12 protein-coding genes and 2 tRNA genes are annotated in these 21,409 nt (G+C 34.6%); 6 read left to right on the top strand and 8 right to left on the bottom strand.

What is annotated here, in order from left to right; translation table 11 throughout:
• Positions 1-313: 313 nt before the first annotated feature.
• The 5 genes from CG11_RS13450 (at position 314) to CG11_RS13430 (ending at position 6,343) form a co-directional block, all read left to right on the top strand.
• Positions 314-1,399 (top strand): hypothetical protein, encoded by a 1,086-nt coding sequence (locus tag CG11_RS13450; protein ID WP_156039770.1) that lies wholly within the window; start codon positions 314-316, stop codon positions 1,397-1,399.
• A gap of 224 nt (positions 1,400-1,623) precedes the next feature.
• Positions 1,624-2,292, top strand: coding sequence for a phosphatidylserine decarboxylase family protein (locus CG11_RS13445; protein WP_052596986.1), 669 nt, complete (start codon positions 1,624-1,626; stop codon positions 2,290-2,292).
• Positions 2,293-2,524: 232 nt separating this feature from the next.
• On the top strand, positions 2,525-2,941 hold the full coding sequence (locus CG11_RS13440; RefSeq protein WP_156039769.1) for a hypothetical protein: 417 nt from the start codon (positions 2,525-2,527) through the stop codon (positions 2,939-2,941).
• A gap of 160 nt (positions 2,942-3,101) precedes the next feature.
• Positions 3,102-5,120 carry an excinuclease ABC subunit UvrB gene (gene uvrB / locus CG11_RS13435; protein ID WP_052596982.1) on the top strand — a complete coding sequence of 673 codons (2,019 nt, stop codon included), beginning with the start codon at positions 3,102-3,104 and terminating at the stop codon, positions 5,118-5,120.
• 290 nt (positions 5,121-5,410) lie between these two features.
• Positions 5,411-6,343: an OmpA family protein gene (locus tag CG11_RS13430; RefSeq protein ID WP_052596980.1), complete on the top strand. Its 933-nt coding sequence runs from the start codon at positions 5,411-5,413 to the stop codon at positions 6,341-6,343.
• A gap of 62 nt (positions 6,344-6,405) precedes the next feature.
• Here CG11_RS13430 and CG11_RS13425 read toward each other — a convergent pair whose 3' ends face one another.
• From CG11_RS13425 to CG11_RS13405, 5 genes are all read right to left on the bottom strand, one after another.
• Complete coding sequence (locus CG11_RS13425; RefSeq protein WP_052596979.1) at positions 6,406-9,015, bottom strand: OmpA family protein; 2,610 nt, start codon at positions 9,013-9,015, stop codon at positions 6,406-6,408.
• Positions 9,016-9,502: 487 nt separating this feature from the next.
• Positions 9,503-11,344 carry a carboxypeptidase regulatory-like domain-containing protein gene (locus tag CG11_RS13420; RefSeq protein WP_052596977.1) on the bottom strand — a complete coding sequence of 614 codons (1,842 nt, stop codon included), beginning with the start codon at positions 11,342-11,344 and terminating at the stop codon, positions 9,503-9,505.
• A 471-nt stretch (positions 11,345-11,815) separates the two neighbouring features.
• Positions 11,816-11,888, bottom strand: a tRNA-Lys gene (locus CG11_RS13415).
• A gap of 49 nt (positions 11,889-11,937) precedes the next feature.
• Positions 11,938-12,010 (bottom strand) — tRNA-Lys (locus CG11_RS13410).
• 277 nt (positions 12,011-12,287) lie between these two features.
• Positions 12,288-12,905 (bottom strand): DUF4920 domain-containing protein, encoded by a 618-nt coding sequence (locus CG11_RS13405; RefSeq protein ID WP_052596975.1) that lies wholly within the window; start codon positions 12,903-12,905, stop codon positions 12,288-12,290.
• Positions 12,906-13,536: 631 nt separating this feature from the next.
• Between CG11_RS13405 and CG11_RS13400 the strand changes: the two genes are divergently transcribed.
• Positions 13,537-14,430: a hypothetical protein gene (locus tag CG11_RS13400; RefSeq protein WP_052596973.1), complete on the top strand. Its 894-nt coding sequence runs from the start codon at positions 13,537-13,539 to the stop codon at positions 14,428-14,430.
• Between the two features lie 155 nt (positions 14,431-14,585).
• On the opposite strand, the gene CG11_RS13395 is transcribed toward CG11_RS13400, so the two are convergent.
• Genes CG11_RS13395 through CG11_RS13385 form a run of 3 tightly spaced genes read right to left on the bottom strand, consistent with a single transcriptional unit; the run spans position 14,586 to position 21,378 of the window.
• A complete protein-coding gene (locus CG11_RS13395) occupies positions 14,586-15,338 on the bottom strand; it encodes a LytTR family DNA-binding domain-containing protein (RefSeq protein WP_052596972.1) in 753 nt (250 codons plus the stop codon).
• 11 nt (positions 15,339-15,349) lie between these two features.
• Positions 15,350-18,382, bottom strand: a complete 3,033-nt coding sequence (locus tag CG11_RS13390) for a sensor histidine kinase (RefSeq protein ID WP_052596970.1) — start codon at positions 18,380-18,382, stop codon at positions 15,350-15,352.
• Positions 18,379-21,378: a histidine kinase gene (locus CG11_RS13385; protein WP_197043846.1), complete on the bottom strand. Its 3,000-nt coding sequence runs from the start codon at positions 21,376-21,378 to the stop codon at positions 18,379-18,381. Before CG11_RS13385 ends, CG11_RS13390 begins: the two co-directional genes overlap by 4 nt.
• Between the last annotated feature and the right edge of the window lie 31 nt (positions 21,379-21,409).

The raw sequence follows: 21,409 nt of genomic DNA, 5'->3' as shown, positions 1-21,409 counted from the left end.
TTCACTTAGTTTAATATTGATTCACCGACCCATGTTGGTAAAACAAATCAATAATCATCTTGTTTTCAATCATTCATAGAAAACTAAACATCAGTTGTTATAAATCACAACTATTTCAAACGACATTTAACTAATAATCAACGACATAAAATAAAAGCATCTTATTTTCGAAAAAACAACTAAAATTTATATTGATAACTCCTCATCGTGGTATCACCAGTTAAATAGACTATTGCCTAGTTTATAAATTGTAGACATTTCAAGTTTTATCTATTCTATGAATTCTAAAATATTAAGCAAAATCATAAACAATATGCAAACACCCAAAATAATTAACGCTTTTTTTTGGTTCCTTTTAGGAAGTGTCCTTTTAATTTCTTGTGAATCAACAATTGTAGAAACAAGATATATCCCTGAAACCAAAGGCATCAACGCCTCTGTTGAGCTGATTCGTTTTGAACAAGCATTCTTTAATTTGGATACTGCAAATCTAGAAGTAGCATTGAAGGAACTAGAAGACAAATATCCTGAATTTACAGGTGGCTACTTAAGTTCTGTCTTGGGAGTAAGAGACTCTTCTACTGCTCGCAAACAGGTCTTAGGTTATCTCAGTTATCCAGATGCTCGATATACTTATGACACGGTTCAGCAAGTATTTGGCAAAATGCCCCAAATTCAAGAACAACTTAATCAATTAGCAACTTATTATCAATACTATTTTCCTGATAATGCGCCACTAACCAAGGCATTTACTTATTTGTCAGAATATCATGGTGATCGTTTGGCAATTGTTGAGGAAGGTTTTGTTGGACTTCCATTAGATATGGCTTTAGGAAAAGGTTATCCTCCGTATACCTTCCTAAAAATACCTGCTTATGATCAACGCACCTGTACCAAAGAACATTTAGTTCCCAAAGCGGCAGATGCTATTGCGCAAAACTTAGTGGCTCAAATAACAAAGCCCAAAGGCAACCATTTAATTGATTTGATGTTGTACAATGGCAAAGTAATGTATTTGACCGATTTGTTTTTACCAACTGTCGAAGATAGTTTATTATTTGGATTCTCTAGTCGCCAAATGAGTCATTGTAAAAGAGGAGAATACACCTTGTATGAGCATATTACAAGCGAAGAATTAATGTACTCTAGCGAAACAAAAAAAATCAACAAATATGTTACCAAAGGTCCATTTAAGCCTCAATTTGATCTTCCAGGTAACAGTGGTTCTTGGTTGGGCTATCGTATGATTTTATCCTATGAACGCCAACTTAGAGGTCGGCTAAAAAGTGCAAAACCTAATTTATCTGCTAGAGAATTAGATCAAGAAATTATGCAAACCATTTTAAAAGAAAATGAGCCTCAAAAATTCTTGACCAATTACAAACCCCCAAAGGAATAATTTTACTTTGCTGCTTGTCCTAAAAAATAAACTGTATATTTGCGCCTCTAATTGATTATCCAATAGTTCGTTGAAACCACGAAGTAGCAGCGCAGCTAACTAATATAAATGTACTTTTTTATCTTTTTGGTAAAAAATCAACGAACTACTAATTATAATTATCTTAATGTTCTTTTTTCAGAGAACTCAAACAAAAACTATCTAGACTTTTTAAAATAAAATTTATGCTTCGTTTTCATAAGGAAGGTAAGGCTTCCATTACACTAGTTGGGTTAGTTGCAATAGGGATCATAGCAGCGTCTTGGTTATTGCTACCCAGTTCTTTATTTTGGCTACAAATAGTATTAACTGTTGTTGCTATTGATTTAATTATCTTCATTTTGCAATTTTTCAGAAATCCTGTTCGCAAAATTGCAAAGCTAGATAATAATGTCATCTACGCTCCTGCTGATGGTAAAATTGTCGTAATTGAAGAAACTACAGAAGACGAATTCTTGCACGAAAAATGCATTCAAGTATCTATTTTTATGTCTCCATTAAATGTTCATGTCAACAGAAATCCAATTAGTGGTTTGATAAAATATAGCAAATACCATCCTGGTAAGTTTCTAATGGCGTGGAATCCCAAGGCATCAACAGAAAATGAACGCACCACCATTGCCTATGAATTACCCAATGGACAGCGTTTGGTTATGCGCCAAATTGCTGGTTTCTTAGCTCGTCGTATTGTCAACTACCTAAAAGCTGGTGACCAAGTTAAGCAAGGCGAAGACATGGGGTTCATAAAACTGGGTTCTAGAGTCGACTTATTTTTACCACTTGGAACCGAAATTAACGTCAATATCGACGATATGGTTGAAGGTAATTTGTCTGTAATTGGTCATTTAAAATAGATGAGCAGTTACAAATAGTAGTTTTTTTTATTTAATAAAAGCTCCTTTATTTAGCTTAGATAATTGATATTCAAAACTTTTTCAAAAACAAATTGTTAAATTCCAACTACATTTACTTATCTCTTATTGTTTTGTTAAGTTTTTTTAAAAATTGGTTTAATTTTGGAAAAGCCTTAAATTGTGTAAGTATAATATCGAAAAAAACTATTCAAACTTAAATATGACTATTATTATGAAAAATCTATTATTGCTTGTAATGTTCTCGTTTGTTGCTGTAGGAACTTCTTATGCACAAGGTTGCCCTAAATCTGCGGCAAAGGCTGCAGCTAATACAACTGCGACAAAAACTTGTACAAAATCTAAAACTGCTTGTACAAAATCTAAATCAGCAACTGCTGCTACTGTTAGTACTGCCACTACAACAAAAGCTTGTTGCAAATCTAAAGCTGGCGGAAAAGCTTGTTCTAAATCTGCTGCTGCTGGAGCAAAAGCAACTGCTGTAAGCGGAACATCTGCAACAACTAAAAAATCTTGTTGCAAGTCTAAAGCTGGAAAAACTTGTACGAAGTCAAAAACAACGACTGCAACTAGTGCTAGTGTAACTCCTTCAGCTAAAGCAACTGCTGTTGCTGCTAAAAGTGCTGAGTAAGAATATTAATTCAATAGCCCTAGAAGTTATCTGTAAGAGATCATTCTAAAAAACTTACAAAAAACTAGTTGACGGCGATTGTTAATAATCTCAATAAAATATTTTAAAAAATGCCTTTCTAGTTTGGAAGGCATTTTTTATTTTTACGTAAAAAATTCTTATGAAATTTGAACTGCATTCTCCATTTAAACCTACTGGTGACCAACCTCAAGCTATTGACCAAATCGTAAAAGGAATCAACGCCAATGAAAAAGCACAATGCCTTTTAGGGGTTACGGGCTCTGGTAAGACATTTACCATGGCGAATGTAATTCAGCAAACGCAACGCCCTACCATTATCTTGTCTCACAACAAAACACTAACGGCTCAATTGTATGGGGAATTCAAACAATTTTTCCCAAACAATGCGGTCGAGTATTTTGTCTCTTATTATGATTATTATCAACCAGAGGCTTATGTTGTTGCAACCAATACTTACATAGAGAAAGATTTAGCTATTAACGAAGAAATTGACAAACTTCGCCTAAGAACGAGTGCTCAACTGCTGTCTGGACGTCGTGATATTATCGTCGTTGCTTCGGTTTCCTGTATTTATGGTTTGGGCAATCCAGAGGATTATAAAGATAGTGTTATTCGCCTACAAACTGGACAAGTTTTAAGTCGTAATAAGTTTTTGTATATGCTGGTAGATAGTCTCTATTCCAGAACAGAAATAGAATTTACTAGAGGAACGTTTAGAGTTCGTGGAGATTCTGTTGACATCAACCTTCCTTATACAGAAGATGGTTTTAGAGTTACCTTTTGGGGCGATGAAATAGAAGAGATAGAACGAATTGAACTGGAATCAGGCAAGAGCATTGAAACACTGGATACGATTGCTATCTTCCCTGCCAATTTATATGTCGCGCAAAAAGATCGGATGAAAGAAATCATTCGAGATATAGAGGACGAACTGCATGAGCAAATTGAATATTTTAACGACGAACACAAATACGAAGAAAGTCAGCGGATTCAAGAACGGGTCACTCTAGATCTTGAAATGATGCGTCAATTAGGCTATTGTTCGGGCATTGAAAATTATTCTAGATTTTTTGATGGTAGAAAGCCTGGCGCTCGCCCCTTTTGCCTCTTAGACTATTTTCCTGATGATTATCTCATGATTATTGATGAAAGTCATGTTACCTTGCCACAGTTCCGAGCAATGTATGGCGGAGATAGAGCAAGAACAACGACCTTGGTTGACCACGGTTTCCGTTTGCCTTCTGCCTATGACAACCGTCCGCTAAGTTTCAATGAGTTTGAGGATCAAATCAACCAAATCCTCTTTGTTAGTGCAACGCCTTCAGATTATGAATTGCAACAAACAGATGGAACGGTTGTTGAGCAAATTATTCGTCCAACTGGACTGCTTGACCCTCCTATTGATGTGCGCCCAAGTATTAATCAAATAGATGACCTGTTGGAAGAAATCGACAACTGCATTCAGCAAGATCAACGAGTTTTAGTAACGACTATTACCAAACGAAGCTCTGAAGAACTTTCTAAATATTTGACTAGGTTAAACATTAAATGTCGCTATATTCACTCCGAAATAGATACCTTGGAACGAGTTGAAATATTGAGAGACCTACGTTTGGGGGTGTTTGATGTTTTGATTGGAATTAACTTATTAAGAGAGGGACTGGATTTACCTGAAGTTGCTTTAGTAGCCATTTTGGATGCTGACAAAGAAGGTTTTTTGAGAAATGAAAAATCATTGACACAAACTGCTGGGCGTGCAGCTCGTAATTCAAATGGTCGTGTTATTATGTATGCTGATAAAATTACACGATCTATGAAGGCTACTATTGACGAAACTGCTCGTAGGCGTTCGTTGCAAATTGCTTACAATGAAAAGCATGGTATTACACCAACAACAATTAAAAAATCTAAAGAAGAAATCTTGCAACAGACAGTAGTTGGCGGAACAAAGAGTTACTTGGATGCGGACGATGCTGCTAATAATATTGCTGCGGATCCTGTCGTACAATACATGGGACCTGACCAACTACAAAAAGCAATCGAACAGGCTAAGAAAAAAATGCAAAGCGCCTCCAAAGATATGGATTTCTTAACCGCAGCAGAACATAGAGATGATATGCTAGCACTCAAAAAACTGTACGAAGAAAAATTTGGTTAGGCACAGCACTGCTTTATTGAAGTTGTTAAAAAAGATGCAATTTCAAACAACTTCTTTTTTGATCATCAAAAGAAGTTGCTAGAAAGATTTTTTTTTGTTTTTTATGAAAAAGAAGCAATTGTACTTACAATTTCATGAGCATAGCAAGCTAATTCACGAAATACTAGTATAAGACGCCAAATTTTTAATTACTTTCATAAAAATTAGCTTATCATTAGTTGCAATAGATAGAATAGATTTCATTATCTTGTTTTGCCCCTTTCTTATAATACACTAAAATGAAGTCTTCTATGTATAGATTTATCTACACTTTTTATTTTTTTCTAATTGTTGCAACCATTAACGCACAAAGTAAAATGCCTTTTGCTGTAGAAGTTGCCGCTTTTGCAGAACCTGTCCCCAATGGTTATTTTGGGGAGATCGAAGAGGTTTACGAAACCTTAGATGTCAATTATATTTACCGTTATTACATATATGTGCCTACCTTGGAAACCGCTGAAACCAAGAAAAAGGAAGTCAAAGCTGCAGGATTTATCAATGCTCGTATCATCGATTTTGTTCAACTAAAAAAAGACTGTGATGCTCTTTGCCAATATAATCCTCCTCAAAAGACAGGCAAGAAAATTCGTCCCTTCAATCCTTTAGAAAGCAATACTCCTAGCCACAACAATAAGAGTAATCTAGGCTTCGCTCCTAACGGTAAAAGCCCCTATAATACTCCTGCGTCTTATAATGCTACAAATGATATAGAAAGAGCTACAAATCAAAATATATTATTTCCATATCCTTCTTCTAGCTCTTCCAACTCTCCTGAAAAATTCCATTGTATCTTCTTTGATTTTGACAAATCATATATTCGAGAAGATGCTAAAATAGAGTTGAATCGTTTGATCAAATTAATGGAAAAAAATCCAACCTATCAAGTAGAAATTTTAGCACACACAGATGCTCGCGGCACCAAAACATACAACAATGCATTGTCGATGCGTCGTGCTGTTTCGACACAAGAATATTTGGCAAAACGAGGTGTAAAAAGAACCAAAATTATAAAAAAACCTTTTGGCGAATCTAGCCCAATAGCATTAAATCAGCTTCCAAACGGGGAGGACACCACCTTAGGTCGCCAACTGAATAGACGTGTCGAATTTAAGATATTAGACCAGTCTGGAAAAATCTTAAATGTCGTGGATCAAATTCGAGTACCAGAAAAAGTACAAAAATAAAAAAGCGTTGAGGGTTCCTGAGTAAACCTTCAACGCTCTATCCACACTTTGATAAAAAATTCCTAACGCAAACCGATTACTTTAAAATCAGTCCGTCGATTTTTTGCATGGTCACTATCTGAACACCGTACTCCATCTTTGCATTTATTTAGCAATTTGGACTCTCCATATCCTTTATATTTCAAACGATATTTGCTAATCCCATTTTTTACCAAATAATTGTAAACTGCCTTAGCTCTCTTTTCTGATAATTCTTGATTGTATTTAGAAGAACCTCTAGAATCGGTGTGCGATCTAATTTCAACACTAATTTTATTATTTTTAAGCAACTCTATAATTTCTGTTAGACCTCTAGAATCTTTCATATCTAACTTATCCTTATTGAGTTCATAATTGATATTATCTACTTTAATAATATCGCCCACTGCAAACCCTTTTTGACCAATTACTTTAAATTCTGTTCGTCGATTTTGGGCATGTTCGCTATCTGAGCACTTGACACCATCTTTGCACTTATTTAATAATTTTGATTCTCCATATCCTTTGGCAACCAATCTAGAAGAAGCAATTCCTTTTTTCTCTAGATACTTTTTCACTTCTTTGGCTCTCTTTTCTGATAATTCTTGGTTGTACTTGGAAGAACCAGATGCATCCGTATGCGCACCGATCTCAATTACTACATGCTCATGTTCTTTCAGAATCTCTAACAATTGCTTTAATCCTGGAGATTTGCGCTCATCAATTTTTGACTTGCTCAACTCATAAAAGACACTAGCCACTTCTATAACATCCCCAATAGCGTAGTGTGCTTTTCGTTGAGGCTTAGAAGAACGGCTAGTAGAAGAAGAACGTGATACTGCCTTTTTGCTTGCTACGGCACGTGTTACAGCATCTTCAACAATTTTTTCAGCATTCGGAGCAGGTGCTGCATCGTAAGAAATACTAACAACGCCATTTACATCCACAATACCTACAACAAAAATTTCAATGCGTCGGTTAGCAGCTCGCTCTTCAGCAGAACAAGGCACGTCATCACTACAACGATTGACTAAAAAACTCTCTCCATAGCCTGTACTTCTAATACGCTTGGCATCAATTCCTTTAGATGTAAAAAATCGCAGGAGTGAATTGGCTCGATCTTTTGAAAGTGTCAAATTATTACTAGCTGTTCCTGCCGCATCTGTGTACCCATTAATCTGAATTACAGCCGTTGGATTGTCGATCAACCGTTGCAAGATATCAAAAAGTTGCTGACTACTTGTGTTTTGAATGGTACCATCTCCTGGTCTAAAATAACGATCATCCAAAACAAATTTATCCCCAATATTCAGCGCTAATGATTGGCGCCTAGGCAAATCTTGTGTCTGTATTACTTGATAAATATCTTCATTTCCTCTTCCACCAGGTCGATTAGAAGATAAGTATCCTATCTTTCTCTCTGTATCAAAAACAAAGTACATATCATCACTTGGAGAATTTACTTGATTCCCCATATTTTCGACATTTCCCCATCCATAAGCATAGCGATTTGCTGTAAATACATCCATACCACCATAACCCAAATGCCAATCCGAAGAAAAGTACAAACGACCATTATCATCTACAAAAGGACTCATTTCATTTCCTGGTGTGTTAATCGGATGTCCTAAGTTCTCTGGCATACTCCAACCAGTTGCCGTGCGACGACTGACGTAAATATCATATCCTCCATAACCACCTGCCTTATTAGAACAAAAATAAAGAGTTGTTCCATTATCTCTCAAGCAAGGATGCCCCGTAGAAAAAGGCGTTTTGGTATCTACATTAGCATTAAAGGGAAAAAATTGCTCACTATTATGATCCCATTCTTTTTTTGATTTGCTATTGTACAAATAAATGTCCATCATCAATCCACTTCCATTAATATGACGAATACCATCCATGAAGTTATTCGATGTAATGGCTACCATGTCAACAGAAGGAAGGTAACTCATTGGGGCATCATTAATATCATTCCCAATAAAAGAACGCAGGGCTTTTCCTGTACTAATAAAACCTTGCGCATCTTTTTCTGCCATATAATGTTGGTTAAATGCATCATTAGTCCAAGCTACTTGCCCTTGTTTTTCTACCGCTACCGATCGAGAAGAACTAAAAATCAAGTCGGAATCATATAAAGTAGGAGCAAAGTCCGCGCTTTTTGAATTCAATTTTGGTAGTGCTTTTACTTTGTATATATTACTTAATAGAGTTGTTCCTGTGGCAAAATCACATGATTTTGCATAATGCATACCACGCGTATGATCATCCTTGGTTGAGGTATTGAACCAACGTTTTGCTTCCGCATATTTTCCGTTCATTTTTAATACCTGTCCATAATCAAAAGCATATTGTTTGTAACCATCATATCGCAATATTCTAGCATACCAAGTCTCTGCTTTCGTTGCGTTATTAGTGTAATAATAACATTTTGCTAAATTCACCATGGCATCCCCCAAATAAGGGTCTTTTTCTAGGGCGGTTTCATACAAAGGAATTGCTTCCTTGAATAGAAATGCTTTAAAAAGGGTATTGGCCTGCGCCAATTCATTATTTTGTGCTTGAGCAAATATACTTGTAAGGACAAAAAAGAAAATCAAAAAAGATTGGTAATTCATCATAGGATTGTGAGAAATGAGACGTTTTTTTAACATTATAACTATAACTGTTTGAGTATTTAGTAAATTGCTATTGCGTGGTATTTTTTTGAAATGGCTTAGCTGCCTATGCTATTACTGCATGATATTTTCTGTGTTTATGAGGATACGAATTTCGTTTTCTTTTACAAAAAATAACCTATACTACTTTGGTGATTAAAATAGTAATCCCCCTTTCTAATTTCCTCATGAAGTAATATAAATCTAAAACAACAATTGATCGACTTGGCTAAATTTTCTGCCTGTACATTAAGCCAGTTCCTTTGTGCGTCTCATCTATTACACATCACAACATCAACTTAAATCTTCAACAATAGCAGACAAGCTTTCGACAACTTGCATTTTTTACCTTTATCTAAATGGATCAATAAAGTCTAAGCGGTCTATTCTATCAGTGTAACTCAATAATTTATATTGAATACAAAAGCCATCCTCGAAACAAATTCGGGATGACTTTGCATTTTATATTCGTAAAGCTTAATTCTTAAAAAGAACCAGCAGATTTTGGCATGGCTATATTTTTTGTAAATGTTTTTGACAAACGCAAGCCTTTGGTAGAAAATGTCTGTGTATTGGTAAAATATCCTTCTCGTTCTACTTTCAAGACATAGGAACAATTTTTAGACAATTTCATAGAGTACTTTCCTTCATGAGAAACTGGAATATTCACTTGTTCCTCTCCACAACCATTAATCAAAGTGACAGTAGCATCAATAATTGGTTCATTGGTAGCAGCACTTTTTACCGTTCCTTCTACGATAAACTCGGCTTCTTTTAATTGCAACGGAACATTAATAAACAATTCTGAACCAGGAACATAACCTACTGTTGAAACATCTTTTTCCGTATCTGTAAACAACTCTGAAGTCAACATTAATTTACAATTGCGTTCCAAAGGTAGTGGTGCATAAATGCGACCATCTATATTCGTGACCCATTTTTGGTTTTTAGGCAAGCATTCGCTAGTTACTTCAACACCAGCTACCCCTTGACCTGTTGCTTTATCAAACACCAAGATTTGAGACTCCAAGGCAACCCGCTTAAAATAATAGATATCCATATTTCGTTTCGCTACTCTATTCGATGAAAAGTAACCATACGTTCCTGTAGAATCCATGATATAAGAAATTTCATCTTTTTCAGAGTTCAATGGCGCTCCCAAATTGGTTACAGGAGCCCATCTACCAGCAGTAGAATTAGAGTAGTAAATATCGAAGCCTCCCAATCCTGCTTGTCCATCTGAAGAGAAGTATAGATTTTCATCTAGTCCCCAAAATGGATATACCTCATCTCCTTCTGTATTAATCTCTGGTCCCAAATTAATAGGCTTAGACCACTCTCCCGCTTCGTTGTAACTTACATAAATATCAAAGCCTCCAAACCCACCAGGAATATCAGAAGCAAAAAACATTTTATCTCCATCAGGAGTTACAGTTGGATGTGCAACAGAATATTCTCTACTGTTTAGTTTTAGTTTTTGATTGGGTTTGGTCCACTGTTCTCCAACACGTTTGCTAGATGCAATTTGAGTGTTTAGGACATTTGCTCTACGATTTGATTTTTTATCATTGGTGCCGTAAACTGTAAAGTAGGCTGTTTGTTGAAGACCATCAAATCGCACAGGACCATCATGGTAATTCATATTCACGTCTGAGCTAAAAAGCCTTGGTTTACCATATTCAAACTCTTTGGTATCCTTATCTTTCATAAAAGCATCGATGTAATACGATTGAATGTAAGGCTTGTACAACCAAGAACCTCTGTGACTCGTCACCTTAGTAGTATCGCGATCCGAACTGAAGACAACACCATCATCATAAAAAACAGCCCCAAAATCATCATAAGGAGTATTCAAATTTGGCACTACTTCTACATCATACAAAGCTCCTGCATTTAGCAAATCTTTATGTACCTCTGGTTTAACAGCGATCATCATATTATGCCCTCTTAACTGAGCACTTTCTTTTTCTCTAAATTTTGCAAATTGGGCTTCAGCTTCTTCAAACTTATCATTAGACATCAAAGACAATCCATAGTAATAGAAAATTTCAGAAGGTGCTTCGGGGTGTTCAGCAGCTTTTGCGTACCATTGCCCAGCTTTGAGGTGGTTCCCTACTTTTCGATAACAGTCAGGAAGAGCAAAGAGCGCAGCGGGTTTGGTTTCTTTTTTTAATGCTTGTTCATAGAGTTCAATAGCTTCTTGAAACTCTAAATCTTTGTATTTTTTATTTGCCTTATTGATCAGTGCATCTGCTGATTGGGCAGATAACTGAGCAACTGACATACAAAGTATCAAAAGCATGACAATATGTGAATGTAATTTCATCGATATTGGCTTTATTATTATTGGTTGTTTGAAAATTATATAAAAGATAGTTTTGCAATAAGAATACAAAACTAACTAGGAATGAGCAAGTATTATACCTTAAATCAACAAGATTTGTTCAAGTTTGACAAAGATAGTTTGTTTTATTCTGAAATAACAATCTAAAGATAATAAAATCCTCTCTCATTGATGTTTAGACTGTAAAATATTTATTTATCCCTAAAAACAGGCGCTAAAACAAAGAATTTCAAGGTTTTTGAGAACAACCGAAGTTATATAACTCTTGTGTTTTTATTTCTAAACTGCCCCTCAAACAAGAAATAATTTGAAGTAAAGTTTGGCTTCTGACAATGCTCTAAGTCCCAGTTTTTTAACCAATTATTAATATTCTTCTAACGGTTTTTTAGAACTAACCTGCTTCTTTTGGGGCATAAAAAAAGCTTCTTTTGAAGTTCAAAAGAAGCTAATGTGTGATCCTGCTGGGATTCGAACCCAGGACCCTTTGATTAAAAGTCAAATGCTCTACCAACTGAGCTACAGAATCTACCTGCGTTAAGCGTATATCAAGCAAAAAATTTATTTTCAGTAAGTTGTGATCCTGCTGGGATTCGAACCCAGGACCCTTTGATTAAAAGTCAAATGCTCTACCAACTGAGCTACAGAATCTACCTTTTGCTTGAATGTTATTCCCTTAAAGCGGTTGCAAATATACGTATAATTTGAAAAGTTGCAAATTTTTTCAGATTTATTTTAAAAAAAATCTAAAATTACTTTTATCAAGCCTCCTCCAACCATTCCAAGAATCTTTCTTTGACAGAAAAAAATAGCACCTACTTTACTAAAAAAACAATTGGAAGCTATGCCTACAATCTAACTTTCCCATCCTCAAAAAACAGAGCACTAACACGCATCATGTTAGTGCTTCTTAGTATTTTAACATTTCCTAAGACTTAATTACCAAGCCTTTTGCCAACAATTTATATTCTGTAATTGGCTCTGTAATTTTTGCAATTTCTTCTGCCGATTGACCTTCGTCTTCAGCATAGTGACGCAACTCATCTACTGTCGTTACAGACTTGTAAGCTTGTCCATCAACCACCACTGTTTTGCCCACAATATCAACAGGTACTAAAAACTCATGGTTGGTGGTAATAAAAATCTCTTGACCGTCCTCTGTCGCCAATTTTAGCCAACATCCAGCTTTTTTGCAAACTTCAGATACGACCCCCTCTACTTTTGTAGCAACCGCTTTTACAGTATTTCCTTCTCCCAAATCTAATTCTGTAGCTCCTTCTTCATTTTTCACCTTTGACAACACTTCAGACAAAGCCACACCTCCTTCAGGTGTAATTTCAGCACCATAATGGATGCCATCACCCTCTGGCTGATCGTGGTCATGGTTGTGGTCATGCCCTGCATGGTCGTGGTCATGATCGTGACCAGCATGATCGTGATCGTGGTGCTCATGTCCTTCATGGTTTTCTGCTGTAGTTGACGATTCATTTCCTCCACAAGCAGCAAATGTGTAAGCCAAAAGGACCAAATACAATATGCGTAACATAATTTTCAGTTTTATTAATTGTTAAAAAATCTATATCAGTATTATTAGAATTAGTAGTTCGTTGATTAGCTCCCTGCGGTCGTGAGATCGCTATCGCTTAGTTGTTTACTTTTTTACCAAAAAGATAAAAAACAACATCTATATTAATTTGACAATCAATACTTTATCTAAAAATATAACAAATTCACAACTTATTGATTATCAAACTAATAAAGTTTTCCAACGAACTATTGTAGAATACTCTTCTGCTATTTATTATTTGCTGAATCAATGCATTTCTTTTTTGTGATAATACAATCAAGTAACCAAAACTTCATAAGCATAAAGAAAGTGAGCAAAAAATCAACAATTTTTTAGCATCTATTGAGTAAAGATAACAAGAAAAAAATAAAATAAAATAGCATTTTCATAACGAACTCTTTATTTAGAATAAAACTATTCTCAATACGCATACTTCAATAAACCGAACATTAAATTACCTCTATTTTGCTAAAGCGGCTCACTTTTTATCAATTAAACATACAGGAAAATGGCAGTTAAAAAAATTGGTCTTATATTAACTACTTAGCAGTTCGTTGCTTTTTTACTAAAAGAAAAAAAAGCACATTTTTAATACATATAAATCACTACCATGTTGAAAACTTCCATTTTGTTCGGGTTATTTTTTTTGTATATCAATACGGGTATGACTCAATCGTATCAAACAGAGCTTTTGGGACGTTGGGAAGATGATGCCTCTAATAATAGTACTTCTTATCAATTCATCTTTGAGAATAAGCTACTCGCATTTTTAAAAATTCCTCAATCTAAATTATTAGCACCACTAGAATTGACTAGAGACAAGCTCTACAATTATCAGTGGGTGGATGATAATATCCTTGCTTATGCTAAATTTCCTTCTGAAAATAAAATGCAAGCTGCCTTATATCCCCCCACTTATACATTTCTTCAAATAGATTCTATTTCTAAAGATTTACTATTCGTCCATTTATCCGATATTGACATAGAAAAAAGTAAACTGGATTCTTTGGTAAAAAACAAAGCAAATTTCAAACCCTACATAGGACAAAGAAAAGCTCGATACCGTCGTTTAGATTTAAACAAAGAACGCCAAACAGCTCGTTTGTATGGCTTGTGGGAGGATAAAAACTCTAATGACTCCCTGTCCCTCCAATTTTTTGTACAAAAAGGAGAATTTGGGTTTCTAAAAGTCCCCAAAAGTGCTTCAAAAACACCAACAGCTATCAAACCTAATGCAGGGTACAATTATAAGTGGATTAACGATAAGATTTTTTATTATTACAAACAACCTCCTACAGGGCTCACTATTGAATCCAACACAGATTTGATATATACTTTGATGCGAGTAGAAAAATTAAATGGGAAAGAGCTAGAGGTAACCCTTTCTACCCGCAATTTTAACAACATAACATTAGATTATATTAAAGAGGAGAATAATTTTGATCTCTACTTTAGAGACAATAAGAAGTATTTTCGACGGATTCCTATTGTAGAAAAGAGATAACTATTTGGCTTCTTATCCATCTAATAAAAGTACAGCATATTGATCATCAGAAAAACTCCATTCAAGTTATTAAAACTGGTTATCAATATGCCTTACCTCTTTAACCCCATATCCAAGTAATTATCAAAATAATAAGCAAAATTATATATATAGCTTTAAATATTCAACAAATCTTCTAGTAATTCATCTCGTCTATTTTTAGAGATAGTAATACTCTCGCCATCTTTCATTATAACAGAACTTGGGCGTGTCTTAATTAATTTTGTTACAAATTTAGGGTTAATTAAAGAAGATCGATGTACCCTTAAAAAACCAAATCCCTCCAACAAATCAGAGTATTCTTTTATTGTTTTAGAAACCCAATGTTTGTTGCCATCTTTCATTATAAAAGAAGTATAACTTTTTTCTGCTTGGCAGTACATAATATCCTCTACATCAATAAATATATAGCCCTCTCCATTGGGTAAAATAATTCTTTTGGACTGAGAAGACTGCTGTTCAGCAGCAAATTGGTAACGTAGTGCTTGATTGATATAGGTTTGATGTTTCTTTTCTCTAAAAGCGTTTAGTGCGGTTCTCAAATCCTTTAAATCAATGGGTTTCAACAAGTAATCTAAAGCCGACAAGCGCAAAGCATTGATAGCATATTGATCATATGCTGTTGTAAAAATAACATCAAAATCTACTTTCGGAAAATATTTAAACAATTCCAGTCCTTTTTCATTGGGCATTTCTATATCTAAAAAGATCAAATCAGGTACTAATTTTTTGATAGCAGCAACACCATCTTGTACATTGCTTGCAGTACCAATAATATGGACATCTTGACAATAATCTTCCAACAGTGTTGTTAGCATTTCTCGTGCTTGTGGTTCATCTTCAATAATAATAGCTCTAATTTTCTGCATCTCTTATAATTTTAGTTTTTAGAGGTAATAAAAGGAATCCAAAGTTCTACCCTAGTTCCTTTGGGGCTACCATCAGGGTTTTTCAAATCAGTTATTTTTAAGTTATGATGAGGGTGTGGTTTCTTGATAATATTTTGTTGCAAAATAAGCAATCGCTCGCGAGTAGTACTTAAGCCTGAAGATCGTCTTTCTTTCTTTCTCTTTAAAGGCAATTTACGACCGACCCCATTATCTTCTACACAACAATAAAGGTATGGAAATGCTTCTTTTAATACAATAGTTAGGTGGCGATTCGTCTTTTTGTGGAACAAACCATGCTTGAAGCTATTCTCTATCACTGGCTGTATTAATAGAGGCGGAATATAGTAGTCATCTTCTAGCAGTATCTCCTCTATTCTAAAATCAATATCTACCTTATTTTCAAAGCGAATTTGTTCCAAATTCAAATAGTTTTCTAAAAACTCTTCTACTTGCTCAATCGTAATAGCTCGCTTACTTGAGTATTGAAAAATCTTGCGCAGCAACTTTGCAAAGTTAGACTGCAAATCCATTGCTAGTTCATTCTTGTGCTGCATCCATAGATTTTGTACGGCTGTCAACACATTAAATATAAAATGCGGATTCATTTGAGACTGCAATGCCTCCATCTTCAAATTGCTATTCTGATTTTCTAACTTTAGTCGACTCCAATAATTCCAAATAATACTAAAGAGAATCAAACCTATTCCAAAAATAAATAACAAGAAAAACCACCACGTTTTCCAGTAAGGAGGCGCTATATTAAATACTATACTTGCTATTTTTTCACTCTCTATTCCATCCTCATTAACTGCTTTAACTTCAAATTGATAAGCACCTGGCTGTAACTGCGGAAAACGCATAAAATTTATTTGACCATTTTGATAACGCCACAAAGTATCAATTCCCAACATTCTATATTTGTATTGAAAAGCACCTCTACTCCGATAAGCTAATCCTTCCACTTGAATCGTAATGTTATCTTGATTATAAGTCAAATTATATTGCTCTTGAACAGTAGTATCTTTATCATGAATCGCCACCCCTTTTATATAAATTAATGGTTCTACCCTATTTTTACTAGGCATATTCTGATCAAAAGTCACCAAGCCTTTGGCAGTACTTAACCATACTTTTTCATCTAATAAAAGTATATCTCGTATCTCATGTGTTGGCAATCCATCTTGAAGCGTATACCAATGACTTTCTTTTGTTTCTGGATGAAACGACTGCACTCCTTCATTTCCCAACAACCACAATGTACCATCTCTAGCCACTCTTAATTTCTTAATCATATTATTGATTAATCCATCTTTGGTTGTAAAATGATAGACAGCCTGTAAATCTTCGTCTATTGCATAAATACCTTCCTCCACAGTACAAATCCAAATTAAATTATTATTGCCTTTTTCTAAGAATGTTCCTTTTATGCTTTTTCCTGCTTGGTCTAGAATTGGAAACTGTTCCCCTTGCTCTGGATAACACATCAATGTGTCAAAATATGCCGTGATAAATCGGCGATGTGCTTCATCTCCAATCACCCAATTGCAACGTCTTCCTCCGACACCTTTGATATATACATTATTAATAATTCCAGATCTATAATAATGATTGGTAGGAATGGAAGGGAATATATTGTTGGGAAAAGTATCTAAACTTGCCGTATCCCTAGTATTCATTACCATCGTCAATCCTGCCGTTCCTGTTGCAATAATTAGAATATTTTCATTGTATATGTAAGTATTTTTAATGGTAGGAATTTTGGGATAGATACGATGGTAATCAGCACTTGATGCTTGAAAAAAATAAAGAATTCTATTCCCAGAAACACATAGTTCTTTTTGATTCCAGTATAAATTACTGCATCCAATACTAGAAATATGATACGTATGTTCCAGTTCTTGCTGATGATTCAACAACAATATTTGTTTATCATTTGTCGCTAAAAAAAAATGCGTAGTATCTTTAACTGCCATAACGCCCAATTTTCCATCCATCACATTCCACTTCTTAGACGGAGTTTGAGACACCATTAGCTTTGGGATAATATGTACTCCATTTTCCAAACTACTCACCCAATAATTCCCTTCTCGATCAATCAAAATGTCAGAAATTCCTTCATTAGGAAATAGGATTGCTCCTTCTTTTTTCATATTGTTTTGAGCAGTCAACACCTCCACAACTCCTGCATTTTTAGTCAACATCCAGCAAGAACTATCCGCAAGGTATCTTGCAGAAATAATCTCCTTGTCCTTTAGATAATTTTGATTTTTACAGCCTTGTATCTCTTTTATTTTATTCGACACAAGCTCATTGAATTTAAGCGTTCTATATTCGCTTTGTAAAATAACTAAAGACGAATCTCTTTTTATCAATTCTCCATATTCAATCGCTGGTCTCTTATAAAAATCGTATTTACGTAGATTATTATCATCTATAAAAATTAACTCTGTTCCGCTCAAGTAATACATTCCCGACAAGGTAAGCACGTATAAAACACCATTGACTTCTACTATATGATGTAATAACAAATCTTCTCCTAATTTAGGGTCTTTCAGATCAAAGGTTTGAGTTTGCCAATCTTTTTCGGATTCCCATATTTTATGGATTAAGTTTTTACTCTTATCCATAATATAAATGACCGCATCTTGATTAATAATAAACTCTCCTAAGTTATTCAGTTGCAGTTCGTCTATTTTATTTAAACGATGCAAGCTATCATTTTCGACATAAAACACCTGTTCCTTAAAGTTACGCACCCATATTCTCCCCTTCTTATCTTCTTGTATCCCTGATAAAGCCTCTCCTTTTTGGTCTTTGTTTTTGTAATAAGAAAAAGTTTTGCCATTATACTTGCATAATCCTTTATCTGTTCCCATCCATATATACCCCTTACTACCTTCATATAAATCATATATTTCTAAACTAGGCAAACCATCTTCTGTTGTTAACGTCCAAAAATAAGGGTGTTGTGCCAATAAAGAGAGGCTTGCAAAAGTAATAAGTATGCAAAGTAAATATCTCATAAATCAGATGTAATAAAAGGAATCCAAAACTCTACTCTTGTTCCTCTAGAACTGCCATCTACAGTTTTTAAGTCTGTTATTTTCAAATTATTATAAGGATGAGGAACCTTCAAGACATCTTGTTGGAGAATAAGCAAGCGTTTTTGAGTCGTTTTTAATCCAGAAGAACGTTTAACATTTTCCATGTCTGTCTTTGCTGGTCGACCGATGCCATTGTCTTCTACACAACAGTAAACATAGGCTCCTTCTTTTTGAATGGATATTTTTAACTGTTTATCGGTCGGTTTGTGAAATAGACCATGCTTGAAGCTGTTCTCTATTATAGGCTGTATTAATAATGGAGGAATAAAATAGCCATCTAACAAATCCTCTTCTATCTTGAAATCAATTTGCACTTGATTCTCAAAACGAATCTGTTCAAGGTTTAAGTAATTTTCTAAGAAATCTTTGATTTGATCCATAGAAATAACATTCTTGCTTGAATATTGAAAGATCTTACGCAATAATTTTGCAAAATTAGATTGCAAATCCATTGCGAGTTCATTTTTATGCTGAAGCCATAAATTCTGAACAGCAGTTAAAATATTAAAAATAAAATGAGGGTTCATTTGTGATTGCAAAGCCTGCATTTGAAGCAAATTCATCTTATTTTGTTGCTGTTCTTCCCGCTGCTTATTTCGAAAACGAGTCAACACAATAGCCACAATTACAAGGACAATAGACAACCCAAAAAGCCCTTGCACCCACCAAATTTGCCAATACGGTTTATCGATCACAAATTGCACATCAATTGTTCGATTACTGGCGATTCCATCTTCATTGATTGCCTTTACTTGGAAGAGATAATTGCCTGGATTTAATTGAGGAAAACGCATCACATTGATTGTACTAGGTTGAGAAATCCAGCTACTATCAATCCCTAACATTCGATAGGTATACTTAAAGTTTCCCCTACTTTTATATGAGATTCCTTCTAAGTAAATTGTCAAACTATTTTGTTTGTAATTCAAATGATAATGAGACGCTAAAGCAGTGTCTTTATCATGAATAGCAATTCGCTTAAGATAAATGGAGGGAGGGACTAGGTTTTGACTTGGTAATTTTTTATCAAAAGAGACTAGACCTTTGGCTGTGCTCAACCACACATGGTCTCCCACAACAGCTATGTCTTGAATATCGTGAGTAGGAATACCATCTGCGACAGTATAAATACGGCTCTCTTCATTTTTAGGAGTAAATCGTTGAATCCCTTGATTAGACAACAACCATAAATGCTCTCCGTCTATTTTTAGTTTTTTAATTTTATTACTAATCAAATTATCTTTACTAGAAAAATGATACTGAATTTTTAAGTCTTTATTCAAACCATAAATTCCACTATTAATCGTACACACCCAAATAATGCCTTTCTTCTGATCTCTTTCCATATAAATTCCTCTAATAGCATTTCCCTCTACATCCAAAATAGCAAAAGGATGACTACCTTCAGTATAACACATCAAGCTATCGTCTCTAGCAATCAAAATTCGATTATTTACAGCATCTGGAATACCACAAAAACTAGATAATTTGGTCAATAATTTGTTGTATTTGATAACATCGAAATTAGCTACTTCTTGTGTCTTGATATAAGAAAATAAGTCCTCGTCAAGCTTTCGGGAGCCTATATTGGGAGACAAAGAACTAATAGCACTACCTATTGCTGTTAAGTTAACAATGTTATTTTTTTTGTAGAAAAAGCTATTTCGCATAGCGATAACCAAAGGCGTAAATTCATATTTTTTACTAGGTATGGCAGATGGTACATGTATCTCTTGATAGATATTTCCATTGACCAACAACATACCTCGACTCCAGTGCAGTTGATTGCAACTTCCTTTAGGAATTATAATTTCATTCTCAATGACATTCTCTTTTACATTAAGCGATACTATTTTTTCTTTTCCCGTTTCAATAAATATTGTTTCATCATCCTTTTTTTCAATTTTTCCAACACCATCATATTCAAGTATAGAGTTTTGAGTTGTATACTGATATATTTGTAAACTAGGAATAATATGCACCCCTCTAGATAAACTACTGATCCAGTAATTTCCCTCTCGATCTATCACAAAGTCTGAAATACCTTCATTTGGAAATAGCAACAAAGTAGAATCTGCTTTGCTGGTTGCACTTGAATTAAAAATAGGTCCTAAACCTGCATCTAAAGTAAGTTGCCAAATTGTATTTTCATTGTCCACTCTTAAAGTATGGTTTCTAGCGTCATAAAAATCGCTTCTAAAAGAGTTCCAAACAATTCCGACTTGATCTTCGCCTATCAACTGACTGATTTGGTAGGCATTGCCTTTCTCGCTTTGAAGAAAAAACAAAGAATTTTCATTGTCCTTAAATAAATAAACAGGAAGAATCTTTCGACTATTGGCATAGGACCTTGCAAAGTTTTTATTGGTAATAAAATGCACCTTATCATCCTCACATTTAAACAAACCATAATTTGAAGTAAGGTAAATAATATTATTAGCACCTTCTATTATGCTTACGATTCCTTTGGATCCATTATCTAGCGTAGTATCAGCAGCAAAGACACGCCAACTTTTCCATCGACCATCTTGTTTATAACAGTACAGACTATCTTGTTTCTTATCCGTAACCCAAATTTCGCCTGTGGTACCTACTAAAAAATCTTTAACTGTAATTTTGGAAGGTATTTCAAAATAGTGTAAGCTATCATTTTCTACATAAAAAATTTGATCCTTAAAATTTTGCACCCAAATTCGCCCCATCGAGTCCTCCTGTATACCCGATACCGCCTCGCTTAATTCCTCACTATTTTGGTAATAAAAAAACTTATTGCCATTATACTTACACAAACCTTTATTGGTGCCTATCCATATATATCCCTTGGTGTCTTGGTACAAATCGTATACTTCTGAGCTAGGTAATCCATCCTCTATGGTTAAATTCCAGGCATAGGGGTGCTGTCCTTGAATCGTCAAGATGTAACATACTAGTAAGTAGAAACTAAAT

It is taken from the genome of Aureispira sp. CCB-QB1 (assembly GCF_000724545.1).
GTDB lineage: Bacteria > Bacteroidota > Bacteroidia > Chitinophagales > Saprospiraceae > Aureispira.
Note: the sequence above shows the minus strand (reverse complement) of the source record. Positions and strands in the feature narration are given on the sequence as shown.

Coding starts and splice junctions, on each gene's coding strand:
- CG11_RS13405 (WP_052596975.1), bottom strand. CDS start 12,905: ATGTTACGCATATTGTATTTGGTCCTTTTGGCTTACACATTTGCTGCT.
- CG11_RS13440 (WP_156039769.1), top strand. CDS start 2,525: ATGAAAAATCTATTATTGCTTGTAATGTTCTCGTTTGTTGCTGTAGGA.
- CG11_RS13425 (WP_052596979.1), bottom strand. CDS start 9,015: ATGTTAAAAAAACGTCTCATTTCTCACAATCCTATGATGAATTACCAA.
- uvrB (WP_052596982.1), top strand. CDS start 3,102: ATGAAATTTGAACTGCATTCTCCATTTAAACCTACTGGTGACCAACCT.
- CG11_RS13400 (WP_052596973.1), top strand. CDS start 13,537: ATGTTGAAAACTTCCATTTTGTTCGGGTTATTTTTTTTGTATATCAAT.
- CG11_RS13420 (WP_052596977.1), bottom strand. CDS start 11,344: ATGAAATTACATTCACATATTGTCATGCTTTTGATACTTTGTATGTCA.
- CG11_RS13450 (WP_156039770.1), top strand. CDS start 314: ATGCAAACACCCAAAATAATTAACGCTTTTTTTTGGTTCCTTTTAGGA.
- CG11_RS13445 (WP_052596986.1), top strand. CDS start 1,624: ATGCTTCGTTTTCATAAGGAAGGTAAGGCTTCCATTACACTAGTTGGG.
- CG11_RS13395 (WP_052596972.1), bottom strand. CDS start 15,338: ATGCAGAAAATTAGAGCTATTATTATTGAAGATGAACCACAAGCACGA.
- CG11_RS13390 (WP_052596970.1), bottom strand. CDS start 18,382: ATGAGATATTTACTTTGCATACTTATTACTTTTGCAAGCCTCTCTTTA.
- CG11_RS13430 (WP_052596980.1), top strand. CDS start 5,411: ATGTATAGATTTATCTACACTTTTTATTTTTTTCTAATTGTTGCAACC.